Origin of the sequence: Leptolyngbya iicbica LK (assembly GCF_004212215.1) — a bacterium.
Taxonomy (GTDB): Bacteria; Cyanobacteriota; Cyanobacteriia; order Phormidesmidales; family Phormidesmidaceae; genus Halomicronema; species Halomicronema iicbica.
This window is the reverse complement of the sequence record NZ_QVFV01000001.1, coordinates 762,574-776,595: the sequence shown is the minus strand read 5'-3', so window position 1 is coordinate 776,595 and position 14,022 is coordinate 762,574. Positions and strand designations below refer to the sequence as shown.

Annotated in this window: 13 protein-coding genes; 10 read left to right on the top strand and 3 right to left on the bottom strand. The window is 54.2% G+C overall.

Annotated features, from left to right (window positions below; translation table 11 throughout):
- Positions 1-241 precede the first annotated feature (241 nt).
- From cbiT to DYY88_RS03335, 5 genes are all read left to right on the top strand, one after another.
- Positions 242-841, top strand: a complete 600-nt coding sequence (gene cbiT / locus DYY88_RS03355; RefSeq protein ID WP_039725388.1) for a precorrin-6Y C5,15-methyltransferase subunit CbiT — start codon at positions 242-244, stop codon at positions 839-841.
- Between the two features lie 195 nt (positions 842-1,036).
- Positions 1,037-5,266 carry a DEAD/DEAH box helicase gene (locus DYY88_RS03350; RefSeq protein ID WP_039725387.1) on the top strand — a complete coding sequence of 1,410 codons (4,230 nt, stop codon included), beginning with the start codon at positions 1,037-1,039 and terminating at the stop codon, positions 5,264-5,266.
- A 155-nt stretch (positions 5,267-5,421) separates the two neighbouring features.
- The gene (locus tag DYY88_RS03345) at positions 5,422-6,081 is read left to right on the top strand and encodes a hypothetical protein (protein WP_039725386.1); all 660 of its coding nucleotides are present in this window, start codon (positions 5,422-5,424) and stop codon (positions 6,079-6,081) included.
- A gap of 499 nt (positions 6,082-6,580) precedes the next feature.
- Complete coding sequence (locus tag DYY88_RS03340) at positions 6,581-6,802, top strand: hypothetical protein (protein ID WP_039725385.1); 222 nt, start codon at positions 6,581-6,583, stop codon at positions 6,800-6,802.
- A complete protein-coding gene (locus DYY88_RS03335) occupies positions 6,799-7,185 on the top strand; it encodes a type II toxin-antitoxin system VapC family toxin (protein WP_039725384.1) in 387 nt (128 codons plus the stop codon). Before DYY88_RS03340 ends, DYY88_RS03335 begins: the two co-directional genes overlap by 4 nt.
- Positions 7,186-7,543: 358 nt before the next feature.
- Here the strand turns inward: DYY88_RS03335 and DYY88_RS25160 are convergent, their stop codons facing one another.
- Positions 7,544-7,696: a DUF8639 family protein gene (locus DYY88_RS25160; RefSeq protein ID WP_496559536.1), complete on the bottom strand. Its 153-nt coding sequence runs from the start codon at positions 7,694-7,696 to the stop codon at positions 7,544-7,546.
- 86 nt (positions 7,697-7,782) lie between these two features.
- Positions 7,783-8,538, bottom strand: coding sequence for a lipase family protein (locus tag DYY88_RS03330; RefSeq protein ID WP_039725383.1), 756 nt, complete (start codon positions 8,536-8,538; stop codon positions 7,783-7,785).
- Positions 8,539-9,102: 564 nt separating this feature from the next.
- On the opposite strand from DYY88_RS03330, the gene DYY88_RS03325 reads away from it, so the two are divergent.
- Complete coding sequence (locus DYY88_RS03325) at positions 9,103-9,522, top strand: DUF4332 domain-containing protein (protein ID WP_039729303.1); 420 nt, start codon at positions 9,103-9,105, stop codon at positions 9,520-9,522.
- A gap of 77 nt (positions 9,523-9,599) precedes the next feature.
- Here DYY88_RS03325 and DYY88_RS03320 read toward each other — a convergent pair whose 3' ends face one another.
- Complete coding sequence (locus DYY88_RS03320; RefSeq protein WP_039725382.1) at positions 9,600-10,775, bottom strand: transaldolase; 1,176 nt, start codon at positions 10,773-10,775, stop codon at positions 9,600-9,602.
- A 564-nt stretch (positions 10,776-11,339) separates the two neighbouring features.
- Here DYY88_RS03320 and DYY88_RS24835 point away from each other — a divergent pair.
- The 4 genes from DYY88_RS24835 to DYY88_RS03300 all read left to right on the top strand — a co-directional run bounded on the left by DYY88_RS24835 (position 11,340) and on the right by DYY88_RS03300 (position 13,976).
- Positions 11,340-11,471, top strand: coding sequence for a hypothetical protein (locus DYY88_RS24835; RefSeq protein ID WP_302849223.1), 132 nt, complete (start codon positions 11,340-11,342; stop codon positions 11,469-11,471).
- A 172-nt stretch (positions 11,472-11,643) separates the two neighbouring features.
- Positions 11,644-12,300 carry a PsbP-related protein gene (locus tag DYY88_RS03315; protein WP_039725381.1) on the top strand — a complete coding sequence of 219 codons (657 nt, stop codon included), beginning with the start codon at positions 11,644-11,646 and terminating at the stop codon, positions 12,298-12,300.
- Between the two features lie 68 nt (positions 12,301-12,368).
- Entirely contained in the window at positions 12,369-12,935 is a 567-nt protein-coding gene (locus DYY88_RS03310; RefSeq protein WP_039729302.1) for a thylakoid membrane photosystem I accumulation factor, read from the top strand.
- A 447-nt stretch (positions 12,936-13,382) separates the two neighbouring features.
- On the top strand, positions 13,383-13,976 hold the full coding sequence (locus tag DYY88_RS03300) for a hypothetical protein (protein ID WP_044150934.1): 594 nt from the start codon (positions 13,383-13,385) through the stop codon (positions 13,974-13,976).
- Positions 13,977-14,022 lie beyond the last annotated feature (46 nt).

Genomic DNA, 14,022 nt, shown 5'->3' with positions numbered 1-14,022 from the left:
CGTCAGGCGGGCGACTTATCACATTTATCTGTGACATAGTGTCGGCTTCAGGATTCAGCCAACGCCCTTAAGTTGATAGCGATGACTGGCTGCGTCAGTCCGGGACTCAGCTCTCGGGTGGATGATTTTGATGGCGGCTGTGAGCTAGAGTGACCAAATGATTGGGGCCGCAGCTTCCCCACTTGCGCCCAACTCAGGCGCAGCCGGTATCCCCTGACTGTATCTTTTGAGCGATCGCCCTATGGCACCTCTTTGGCCTTACGTTACCCCCGGCATTCCCGATCACTTGTTTGAGCAATTACCCGGCATTCCCATCAGTAAGCGGGAAGTACGGCTGTTAATGGTGGGGGCGTTGCGCCTGAAGCCCGATGCTCAGCTTTGGGATTTGGGCGCGGGGACTGGCACCCTGGTGGTGGAAGCGGCGCTGCTGTGTCCCCAGGGTCAGGTGGTGGCGGTAGAGCGCGATCCCGAGGTGGCGAACCTGATTCGGCTGAACTGCGATCGCTTTCAACTCTCCAACGTGCAAGTGGTGGAAGGAATGGCCCCTGATTGTTTGGACACCCTGCCACCGCACCCCGATTGCGTGATGATCGAAGGGGGCAAATCTATGCGCGAAGTGGTGGAAGCGGCTTGGCATCACCTGCCGAGCGGGGGGCGTCTCGTCGTCACCACGGGCACGCTGGAAACTTTGTATGGCATTGCTGAAACCTTTGCCCAGCTCTGCGTCCGCAATGTCGAGATTGTGCAGCCCGCGATCAATCGGTTAGAAACACGGGGCCATCAGCAGGTGTTTAAGGCGATCGATCCGGTCTTTTTGCTCAGTGGTGAAAAGCTCGATTAAGCGCCTATCAGGGGACGCACCCTTTGGAAGGGTGCGTCCCCTGTTGGTGGGAAGGGTGCGTCCCCTAGCAGCTAGCCATCGCATCAATCGCCAAAAGCGTTTTAAGATGACCGAAATTCTTGATGTCGCAACCCGCTTGGTCGATTCAGCTTCACTCGCTCTGACTGACGTTATCCCGCAACTGGATGTTCAACGATGGCTGCTAACTCACCTGCTCAACAGCAACAACGTTTAGAAAACACCTATCGGCAACTGCCTGAGGTGCAGCGGACGATCGCCCAGGTGTTTGCCATTTATTATGAGCCCGTGAGTCGGGTGAATGCGGGCCAAATTTGGAACTCGGTCATGCCGGAATGGGCGGGACGCAGTCGCATCAAGCCCTTGACCGCGCCGCAGTTCAGCGCCCAGGTGACCAAAATGCTGCAAACCGGGGCATTGATTCAAGAACGGGGTCTGGGACCAGCATGTCCCGATGAGTTGGTGGATATTGTGGTGCGGGATGCGATCGCCCTCGGCACCTTTGAGCCCATTGTCCAGGCCCTCCATCAACAAGTGGCCTCGCGACGCCGCTACAACACCCACGGCCCGCGTACCTTTGTGGATGAAACCGCCTGGTTGCGAGAATTACGCATCGCCATTTATCGCCAAGACACCGCCGAAATTGATGAACTGTTGGCCGATGCAGATCAAGCCTATTGGCGGCGGACGCGATCGTTTCCTGAAATCCTGCAACACATCGTCAATAATCCCTTTGATGCCGACTGGTTTGACTCCCTCTCGCTGGCATTTCGGCAATATGGGCTGCGGCTGACCCTGGCCGAAGCCGCCCGCACCGGGGAGGCAGCGGAGACTGCTTTTGATAACGTGGAAGCGTTGTATCAAGACAACCAGCTCGATGCGGCTACAACGCTGGTTTACATTGAGCAGCTCTGGTTGCGCGGGCATTTGCGCGAAGCCAGTGGAATTTTATCGGAATCGTCACCGGGGGAGGAACCCAGTAAGTATCTGGCGCTGAAGGGCGCGATCGCATTTCTGACGGGCGATGTGGAGGAAGCGATCGCCGATTTTCGCACCAGTCTTAAACAAGCGGGAAAATCGAAAGGGGCGCAGGCGGCCTGGTTCGACTCCCCAGCAACGGCAATGTTTTTGCTGGCGCTCCTGCAACAGGGTCAGCCCGAAGACTACAAACAGGCGCTGGCTTGCTGCCAGCTATTGCAGCAATACAAAGGTCACTGGCTACATGACAGCATGTCCCTTTTGGAAAAGGTGATTCAGATTCAGGCTGGTCTGATTAGCAAGGTCCCCGATCGCCTGCGGCGCAACGAAGATTATTTTCTCGACATTCCCGGTATTCCGGCGCTGCTGGAAGCCTACTGTATTTACTGGTTGAATACGGGCAACTTTCGTGGGTGGTTACCGGATTATTTAGAGCGGCTGTATCGCGATGCCTCGCGAGCCGACTATGGCTGGTTTGCCATGGAATTTGCGGCCCTGGTGGCCCATTTGGGCGAAGGCGTCGAGCAGTACGACATTTACGGCGAATTGGCCGAGGCTCTGCGGGAAGAGTGCGGCAGTCAGCCGCTGTTGGATATCGTCAAAATTCAAGAGCCGTGGGAATTGTCGCTCAAGGCTTTGAGCCAGCTGACGAAAACCGTGGCTCCCGGCAGTCCGGCGGCGAAACCTGTCTTTCGGCTGGCGTGGCGGCTCCAGTTCACCGGCATGGAGTTTTGGAATCTGACGCCGGTGGAGCAAAAGCTGAGCACCAAAGGGGGTTGGACGCGGGGCAAGCAAATTTCCCTCAAGCGGTTCACCTCACCCCGCGACACGCCCGACTATCTGACCGATCAGGATCGCCAAATCGTCGCCCATTTAGAAGTCGAACATCAGCAGTATTACTACTATGGCTCCCCGACCTATACCTTTGGGGACGGTGCCTTGCTGGCGTTGGTGGGGCATCCCCTCGTGTTTTGGGCCGACATGCCCGACATTCGCATCGATGTGGTGAAAGGGGAGCCCGAACTGCTGGTGAAGGAAATTGCGGGCGATCGCCTGCGCATTTCCCTGATGCCGCAAATCAACGCCTACGATGCGGTACTGGCCCTCAAGGAAACGCCGACTCGGCTCAAGGTACTAGACGTGAACGCCGATCATCGCCGCATTGCCCAACTTCTCGCGCCCGATAATCGTCTGGAAGTCCCCGCTTTCGCCAAAGACCAAGTCCTGAAGGCGATTACGGGCATGTCGTCGTTAATCACCATTCAATCCGACATTGGCGGTGGCGTTGCCGCTGAGGAAGTGCCCGCCGACCCCACGCCCCGAGTGCATCTGTTGCCCGCTGGGGAAGGACTCAGGGTATCGCTGCTGGCCCATCCTTTCCCAGAAGGCGGGTCTTACTATAAGCCGGGTGATGGCGGCAAAACGGTGATTGCGGAAGTGGAGGGCAAGCGGCTGCAAACCGAGCGAGATCTCAAGGAAGAGAAGCGCCGGGCTAAGGAGCTCAAAACCACCTGTCCGGTACTGCAAACCCACAAGCCCAGCAAAGGGGAGTGGGTGATCGACGAACCCGAGGACTGTCTCAATCTATTGGTGCAGTTGCAGGAGATGGGCGATCGCGTTTGTATCGAGTGGCCCGAGGGCGAAAAGTTTCGCGTGTCGCAGCAGTTGGGCCTGTCCAACTTCAATTTCAATATTCGCAGTCAGCAAGACTGGTTTGCCGCCAGCGGCGAGATTCAGGTCAGCGACACCCAGGTGATGGATCTGCAACAGTTGATGGCGCTGATGGCCCAGTCTTCCGGCAACTTCATTGAACTGTCAGACGGGCAATTTCTGGCCTTGACCGATGAATTTCGCAAGCGGCTGAAAACGTTGCAGCGACTCTCCGACGGCAAGGGTAAAGACCTGCGCATTCACGGCCTCGCCGCCCTCGCCCTCGAAGACATGGTGGAAGATGTCGCCCAGCTCAAGGTGGACAAAGCCTGGAAACAGCATCTCAAGCGCATCAAAACCGCTCAGTCCATCGAGCCGTCAGTCCCCAAAACCCTCCAGGCGGAGCTGCGGGACTATCAGCACGAAGGCTTTACGTGGCTATCGCGGCTGGCTCACTGGGGCGTCGGTGCGTGTCTGGCGGACGACATGGGCCTGGGCAAAACCTTGCAGGCGATCGCCCTCATCCTCACCCGCTGCGACACCGGCCCCACCCTGGTCATCGCCCCCACTTCGGTGTGCATGAACTGGGCCAGCGAGGCAGAGCGATTTGCCCCCAGCCTGACGGTGAAGCCGTTTGGTCCCGGCGATCGCCAGCAGATGCTCGACACCCTGGCACCCGGCGATCTGGTGGTGTGCAGTTACGGCCTGCTGCAGCAAGACAACGAAGCGAAAATGCTCGCCCAGGTGCAGTGGCAAAACATTGTGCTGGACGAAGCCCAAGCCATCAAAAATCAAGACACGAAGCGATCGCAGGCGGCCATGGCTCTGCAAGGCGACTTCAAGATTCTCACCACGGGCACCCCGATTGAAAACCATCTGGGGGAACTGTGGAATCTGTTTCGCTTCATCAATCCGGGACTGCTGGGGTCGCTGGATAGCTTTAACCAGCGGTTTGCTAACCCGATTGAGCGCGATCGCGATGAGTCCGCGCGGGAAGCCCTGCGGCGACTGATCCAGCCCTTCATTCTGCGACGCACCAAAGACCAGGTGCTCAAAGAACTGCCCTCTCGCACGGAGATCACCCTGCAAGTGGAGCTCAGCAAACCCGAAATGGCCTTTTACGAAGCCCTGCGCCGGGAAGCAGTGGAAAAACTGGCTGACAGCGACGCTAATGCCGGACAAAAGCACCTGCAAGTGCTGGCGGAAATCATGCGCCTGCGCCGGGCCTGCTGTAATCCGCAACTGGTGCGCCCCGAACTCGGTCTGCCCAGCGCCAAGCTCGACCAGTTCGGCGAGGTGCTGGCGGAAATTTTGGACAACGACCACAAGGCTCTGGTGTTCAGCCAGTTCGTCGATCACCTCACCATCCTGCGGGAATATCTGGACAGGCAGAAGATTGCCTACCAATATCTAGATGGCAGCACTCCGGCCAAGACGCGCAAGAAGCGGGTCGATGCCTTCCAGAACGGCGAGGGCGATGTCTTTCTCATTAGCCTGAAAGCTGGGGGGACGGGGCTGAACCTCACCGCTGCCGATTTCGTCATCCATATGGATCCCTGGTGGAATCCGGCGGTAGAAGACCAGGCCAGCGATCGTGCTCACCGCATCGGTCAACAGCGCCCCGTCACCATTTACCGCCTCGTCGCCCAGGGCACGATCGAAGACAAAATCGTCGCCCTGCACAAAACCAAACGCGACCTCGCCGACAGCCTACTCTCCGGTACCGACGTCAGCAGCAAGATCTCCACCGACGAACTGCTAGCCTTGATTCAGGGCTGATAATGACAATACCTGAAAGTCTAATCACAGGATTTTTAGAGTAGCTCGCAGACAGCGCAGCACCATAGAGCCCTCCCGGGAGTCTGGAAGGTTTTTCTGTTGGCGGGTCCTGGGAGGTTGGGCCAAAATAGGTCTGTTTAGCTCAGATGAGACCGATGGTAGAGGAATTTTTTGTAGAAGGACTAACGGGGCTCCTGGAGGCGATTGAGAGTTGGGGGAGTGCTCTGTGGATGACCATAGGGGAACCTGCTGAGACCCTCGGTAGCTATGCCTGGGACTTTGCCAAAGCTACTACAGGTCCTACTTTGGCCTTTGTCTTAGCTAGACGAGCATCCGAGAGGGACCAAAAGCAACAGGATGAAAAAGAAGCAGATGCCGTCAGAACTTTATTAATGTCGGAAATACATCACAACATAGAGGAGATGCAAACTCTCTCAGAGGGGTTAAAAAGATGGATAGGAGACCGGAGTGCCCCCAGTATCAATACTTGCCTAAGTAAGTCGATCATGCAGAAAACTGCTATGGATAGCCTCATAGCGGATATTCCTCTAGCAATATCAGACGGAGGAAAAATAAGAGAGGTTTATAAGTTCTACCGGGTAGTGGATGTAGTAATACAAAACAAAGAGCTTTATCAAGATAAACCCGTGCCACCTGTAACCGTTAATGTGATGGAGATGGATATAAGAAGAGATCCGGTAGATATGGCAAGGGAGAGGCAGAAGAGGCAGAGGTTAATAGAGGAAGAAGAGGAGCGTAGAGGGTTCTTGACACTGCTGGAAGAGACCGTGAAAAAAGGCAACCCTTTAGCTTAACTGACTTAAACGGTAAGCCGTCCTAGGTAGAATCCCAGAGTCCCCTGGTAAGACATGAGGGGACCCTGGAGCCAGACTTAGGGATCCAAAGGAAGGGAGGTTCCTTAAAACCCTCGGGAGTTAGCCAGAATAAAGGTCACAGGGCTGAGCTAACCCCTCCTGGGCAGCCTCTACGGTGTCCTCAGGAGATCCTGGTACGTTACGAAACAACTGACCCAAGCTTCAAGGCCGAATGCAAGGTAGCACAACAGAACTGAAATCGCCACACCCGGGGGAGACACTTTTAGGGACACCACTACACCTAGGATTAGGGGCGATCTCGCCTACAGCATCACCTCGTAGTGATCTGTTATCTTTTTGCTGTTGCTGTTGCTGTTGCTTGGCATAACCTCAACATTCTGAAATGCTACGAGCACTTGCCGGAATTGCGGAGATCGATAGCCACACACCAATTGGCATTAGATATGCTGAAAGCAAGCTTGCTGGAGGGAAGTAAACTGTGACCTTGCAAGAGTTAATCCAAGAGGCTCGGCGTTTGAGTTGGCAAGAGCAGTTGCATCTCGCAACTCAGTTGTTGCAATGGGCGGAGGCAAAGATACCCGCCCAATCCGACAGTCGGACTGTCAACCAGCGTCAGCCAGACTTACATCCAGGGGCGATCGCGATCGGAGATGATTTCGATGAGCCTCTATCCGATTGCTTCTGGCTAGGTGAAGAATGAAGCTTTTGCTGGATACCCATACATTTATCTGGTGGGATAGCCAGTCGAGTCAGATCCAGAAAACTACGTTGGACTTACTGAAAAATCCTGATAGTGCGCTTTTTCTCAGTCTGGTCAGCGTCTGGGAAATCCAGATTAAAGTGCATCTAGGCAAGCTTGAGTTGCAAGCCCCTTTGCTTGAGATCGTTCAACGGCAGGTAAGTCAAAACGCGATCTCAATTCTTCCCATCACGCTTGATCACATCATTGAGCTTGATCAGTTGCCCTGGCATCACAAAGATCCCTTTGATCGCCTGCTCATTGCCCAGAGTCGAACTGAAGCGGCGGTGCTGGTTTCAAAAGATCCAGCGTTTGCATCATATGACTGTCAAACACTCTGGTAGATGGTGACGATGCCAGAGCGATCGCGCTCACCGCATCGGCCAGCAGCGCCCCGTCACCATTTACCGCCTCGTTGCCCAGGGCACGATCGAAGATAAGATCGTCGCCCTGCACAAAACCAAACGCGACCTGGCCGACAGCCTGCTCACGGGCACCGATGTCAGCAGCAAGCTCTCCACCGACGAACTGCTCGCCCTGATTCAGAGCTGAAAGACATGAGCAGGGCGATCCCAATGCTTTCCAGAGTATGAATGCTTGATGGATGCTAGGGACCAGGTGCCTCGGGCGCTTCCTGACAAATAACTAACGACTCAAACACAAGGCACCCGGTCCCTTAAGGACAGCCAACTTCCCGATCGCTCAATAATCGTCAGGCAGACACCAACCCCGACACTTAATGCCATTCGTTTTTGACCGTCCACAGTGCTGGCACAAGATCTTGTCAGCATTGGTTGTCGCCGCCGCCGTTTTCGTCGCGGCGCCCTGTGAGTTTTGGGTGTGATTCGCTGTCATCGAGTTGCTGGAGTACGTGTCTCTACCCTTGAATTTTACAGTTGTTTACATTTCAGGGTGAGTCCTCTATCGACCATGAGGGAAAACTAGACCTCAGCCTCTAAAGCGTCAATGTAATTATCAATGTCGTGGTCTGAGACTCGACGGCTGACCACGCGCCACGTCCACCGCGAGCCCAGCTGTTGCAGCGCTGACACATGTTCGTAGCCTTGCCACTGGCGCGGTACCCGCGTCACCACATCCCAACCGTAGACAAAGCGATAACTGTTGGGTACTCGTTGATCAAAAGAAGCCACCATGGCCTCATTGCCTACCCGAGGCGAACCGTAGGTATAAAGTTCAATCGGTTGCCCAGTTTTTTGGCCGATATTGTACTGAATGTCCAGCGCCGCAATGGTTGCCAGGGCTCCCCCTAGACTATGACCAGTAAAGGTTAGCGGCGATTGGGGAAAAGCCTGGAGCACCTTGAGGAGTTCAGTCCGCACGGCGAGATAGGCCGCCATAAACCCGAGATGAAAGCGCACTTCAGTCTCGGCGGGATCACCGTAAGGATAATATTGCTGCCGTAATTGGAAGTTGTTACTCCAGTCCGTGAGGTTCTTTTCACTCCCCCGAAAAACGATATAAACGGATTGGTCGGTCGGTACGTAAATGACTGCAGCTTGAGTATCTGTTTGTATCTGCGCCAACGTACTGTCCAAGTCAGCTGGTGACTCTGCAGCGTTGCTTTTGAGCGTCGTCACTTCACCATCGGGAATGCTGTCAACCACAATCCCGTCCAGCTCTTCATAGATTTCTTTACTGAGTCGAGCACAGAGTAGAGCAACGTCATACTTTAACATCGGGCACACCTCTAAGAAACAAGCAAGTCAGGTTCGACGGGCGAAGTTCTCAATGTCTGCAAAGGCTGGATCAATCAGGAAAATAGGGTTGAGGGAGTTTACCGCAGGGTGGTGTGACCGCAACCACAGATAGACGGATGACAGGACAGGGCAGACTAGCCGCCCTAACTGCGATCGCAGTTATACACTGCATCTAGGCCAAACAATTAGCGATTGTCCTCAGGCGCTGCGACCATTGGCACTCGGTTGTTAGCAACGGCTTGTCCTGAGGCTGTCAGCATCATAATAGTAGACATCGCTCATCCTCCTTGGCTGTTAAGAAAGCGTTGTAGATGACACCCTCAAGAGGGATGAATGCTGATATGGCAGTCCGCAGTAAGGTACCAACAGGCAAGAGGCTTAAGCCCCTTGTTTCGCAGCATACAGAACTATCTACGCAGCGCTATATCACAGCATTTTGAGGCCGAGGAATGATTGCTGCCCCTATGAGCTCACCCAAGCGTGAATGGTGGACATCGCTTAGAATGCATGGACTGGTTTTCTGCCCGTTTCATCACCTCGCCCATGGCTGCAATTAATCGTCACTCTTATGCGCTACGACAGTTGCCAGGGCTGAGTCAGGAGCACTGGCAACTGTTGCATACAGCGGGACTCACAACGACAGACGACTTGTTGAAAGTGGCGCGATCGCCCCAACAGTTGCAAGCGATCGCGGCCCAACTCAAGCTCGCTCCCCGCTACTTGCAAAAATGGGCCGCCCTCGCCGAGTTGGCCAGTTTGCCGAGCGTAGGCAGCGATTATTGTGGCCTGTTACTGCACAGCGGCGTCGCTTCGGTCGCGCAACTGGCACAGCAAGCACCGGGACGATTGCACACGCAAATTCGCAAACTGCATACGATGACTCTGCGCCGCTCCGATCTTTGCCCCACGCCGGATCAGGTGGTGCAGTGGGTACGTGAAGCAAAACTCGTTAAGGGCCTTTAGGGTTGGTTTGAAACACCTAAAAAAACGCCCCTTCGATTGATTCAAAGGGGCGGCATTGAGGCGTCAAATGCGGGGTGTTAAACGGCGAGGGTGCAGGCACCGCCCAGACCACAGCTCAGCTCTTCCTTGGTCACCTTGCCATCATGATCGAGGTCAAGGGCGTCAAATACGGCATCGGTGCCCATCCATTCTTCGCGGGTGATCAGGCCATCGCCATCCAGGTCATAGGCAGCAAAGAGATCCTGAGTCGCGTGATTCGCCAGGGATTCCCCTTTGCTGAGTTGTACCAAGCGATCGGCAAGCAACTGCTCCAGCGATTCCAACGCTTTGCTAAAGCCTTTAATGCCTTCATCCAGCTTTTCTGATGCCATCCGGTCATCCTGGTGCATGTTGTCAAAGGTGGCTTTGTCCATGGTGATCTTTTCAATGTCCATGTCTGCCGCCTTGGCCGGATCAAGCTTCCGCTCTAGGACTTCTTCCTGCTCTTTGAGTTGGGCTAGCAGCTTGGGCGAAATCGTCAGCAAATCGCACCCAGCAAGTTCACAGATTTCACCAATGTTGCGGAAGCTAGCGCCCATGACTTCGGTCTGGTAGCCGAACTTTTTGTAGTAGTTGTAGATTTCTGTGACTGACTGCACGCCGGGATCTTCGGTGGGGTTGTACTCTTTGCCGGTTTCTTTTTTGTACCAGTCGAGAATGCGACCGACGAAGGGCGAGATGAGGGTGACGCCCGCTTCGGCACAGGCGATCGCCTGATGCAAACCAAACAGCAGCGTCAAGTTGCAGTGGATGCCCTCTTTTTCGAGAATTTCGGCGGCTTTGATGCCTTCCCAGGTTGAGGCAATTTTGATCAGCACGCGATCGCGACTCATTCCAGCGGCTTCGTACTGGGCAATCAAGTCGCGCGCGGTGGCGATCGTGGCCTCAGTGTCGTAAGAGAGGCGGGCGTCCACTTCCGTCGAAACCCGTCCGGGAATGATGGCTAGAATTTTCAGGCCAAACGCAACGGCCAAACGCTTAAACGCGAGGTTTGCAACTTCTTTATCGGCGGCATCGGCCCCGGCCTCTTGCTTTGCGGTCAGCAGGGTCTCATCCACAATTTCGTGGTATTGGGGCATCTGGGCGGCTGCCGTGATCAGTGAAGGATTGGTGGTCGCATCACGGGGAGTAAATTGCTCGATCGCCTGAATATCCCCGGTGTCAGCGACCACAATGGTCAGCTCGCGGAGTTGCTCAAGTAAGCTCTGGGCCATGTCGTTTTCCTTTGATGAGTGAGAAGACGTCTGGGTCATTATTCTATCGAGGGGCTTGCCCAGCGACCGTCAATAGACAGTCAGAAAAATTGGGGCTGAGCCTACAACTTATTACCGATTTCACGGCCCTTACCGTCGCCTACAACACTGGCTAAATGGCATATGAAAGCCCCTCCGAAGCATGAGCAAATCTGCTTGGCGATGGCTCAAACGCTTCTATAACAGGGCATTTACCACTTCTCTGTTGACCTTGAGACGGGTGGCTAGTGGCTAGCCGAACTTGTCTGGCCTGACCACGCCCTAAGGTACTCATAAAGGATCTGTAGCGATCGCGATCGCGCTTCACAGTCTTCAGAATGTTATTAGCTTTTACCGTCAACGTTTAGCGATATTCCGCAAGAATACTCAACACTTCACAACGAAACTCCCAAAGATCCGTAATTTCGGGAAGATAGCGGGGCTCTGGCCCGGGCAGTTTGAAAGTAGGAACCATGATCAACCGCACCCCACCAGCTTGAGGTGAAGACCATGTCAGTACGATGGAAACGACTTCTTTTACAATCCATGATTTGGCTCGCTGCCGAAATTATTTTGACTTCCATTGGCCTGGATGATCTTGCAGACTACGGCGAATATCACAGCACCTCTAAGCATGGGGCGATCTCGCAACTCATCTACAACATTCCGACTACTTGAGCTCCATAAATCGAGGCCAATGACTGGTGACCCTGGGAGCTTGATCGAGATGATGGGCCGCACCCGACTCTAGGGAACCGTTGCCCGGTGACCGCCTGAGGCGAGACGCGGCCCATTCCCGAAAGGCGGTGTTATGCTTTGGGTGCCAGTTGAGCTTGCCGCCTCGCCTCGTATGAAACGCCCCTGGACTGTTCAAATTTTGTTGCCGCTGGTGATGCTGATTTTGTTGGCTGTGAGCTGCGATCGCATCTTGAGAAATTTGCGCAGCAACCCCGAAGAGGGGACAGTGCCAACGGCCACCGATAATTCACCAACCGATAATTCGCCAACCGACGTCGAAACCACGACCGACAACAATTCCGGTACTGACTCACCCGGTGCAGCCTTAGTGGATAGTGAGACCGGGATTCAAATTACGTTGCCCGCTAGTTGGGCCGAAGATACCAGCCTTCATGATTCGGCTGAGCTGCAGGCCGCCGATGCCACCAATCAACTGTTTGTGATTGTGGTGGCCGAAGATTCTCCAGTGCTGATGCGATTTGGCCTGCCCGAAAATGCGGCCCGCTATCGTGCCCTAATCAAAGACCAACTGGCCACCTCGACCAGCGAAAATCCCACTGAGGTCGCGTTTATCGACGATAACTTTGCCTCACAGTATGAAATTCGCGGCAGTTTGGCTGATGGCACCGGAGTCGTGTACTTACACACCACGGTGGTTACTGAGCAGCGCTACTACCAAATTGTGGCGTGGGCCAGCCCCGAACAATATGAGACCTATCGCTCAGAGCTACAAACGATAACCGAAACTTTTGAAGAAATTGGCTCTTAGTCGCCCGGCACCGCCCTAAATATGGCCTAATAGTAAAGGCGCAATTATCGATTGAAGACTGACGCATGATGGTACGGCAACTTTTTCAATGGCGACGATGGGTAATGTTGGGGGTAGCGATCGCCGGTTGTTGGTTGCTCTGCACCGCTAATGCCTGGGCGGGCCTGGAAGACGATAACTACGACGGCAACATCTTTGCCCTCTATGCCGGGAACGGTTCTCTAGTGCCGCCCAAGGTGTCGCTAGCGCAATCGATGAAATACGAAAAGCCTGCCCTGCTCGTGTTTTATGTTGACGACAGCACCGACTGCAAGCGCTATGCTTCGGTGGTCTCGCAATTACAAGCGCCCTACGGACGCGCCGCTAATTTTATTCCCGTTGCGGCGGATTCCATTTCGCCTCAGGCCGATTATGACGAAACCGACCCGGGTTATTACTTCACTGGGGTCGTGCCACAGACCTTAGTCTTTGATGCTGAGGGGAATGTGCGCCTCAATGAAACCGGGATTGTCAGCTACGAGCAAGTCGATGACGTGATGCGCGAAGTCTTTGATCTGCTGCCGCGCACCGAATCTGTAGAACTCCGCCGTCGCCCGATTAATGAAGTGAACAGCGAACTTGTAGAAGAGTCGTAACGTTCTCTGCCCGACTGGCAATCATTGGCTGCCCAAGCATTCAGCGTCCCCGCGCCAGCCTCTACGCCTGTAACCTGTAAGTCTTATACTCGTCTTCCCGCTCCCCTTGAGTATGGAAGACACGGAACCTGTTGTGGACCTCAAAGGTTTGTTAGACGAGATTTATGATTCAGTCGGGCTATGACTGGGTGATTAATTACGGTGAAGACTCCGTTCCTCCCCTGGCTGCCCAAGACCGTGAATGGCTATCTATCCCCTTAAAACAAGCTGGTTTAAACATTCCTTAGGCAAAGTGAATTAAGACTCAACAGTCGCGGGGTTCTCATACTTGTGGAATGTGGCGGTTTCCACGAGATGGAGTTGACTGCCCTCACTGTTGGCAATTTTCGGGAATCCTAAAGTCGATCCTGTATTGATCAAGAGGTCTGAAAACCTTTTGTTGACTCCATGAGTCCTTTGCTTGATAAATTACTGCACTTTGCTATCGGTCTTGCCGTCGGCATGGTCTTTTGGGGGTTGCTCGAACGCTATACCCGCTCGGCGGCTCGCAGCTTTAACCCGATCGCTTTCCTGATCATGTTGATTTGGGGAGCCAGTGGCTTGTTCTTTTTCCGAAAGTTAGGGGTCCCAATCTTCAGCCATACCTATTTCTATATGGCTTTCCCCGACTGGGATATTCCTCTTTACCAAGCGACGCGGTTGCCTTTCCTGGTGCATCGTAGCTGGCTCTTTCATTCTGTGCTCATTCCTATGGGCTTACTGGGGCTTTGGCTTGGGTTGAGCCAACAGTCTCCCATCACCTCTTTCCAAAGGAGCCTACTCAACCTATTGCGTGATGGTGCGATCGGTCTTTCTGTGGGCATTAGCGCCCATTTACTTTGGGATGCCCTGCTTTCTTCAACCCGCCGTGGCTTCTATATTGCTGGTTTTGGCAATTCGCTGTCGTTGCTATGGCTGCTAGTTAACCTAGTTATCGGTATCGGGATTCCGTTGCTGATTGCAAAGCAGTTTCGCAGCTCCGAACCATCTTCCCAGCCTTAAATTACGTTGCACACTCGTTGATTACCGTTGTAGTTACAGAGATCCA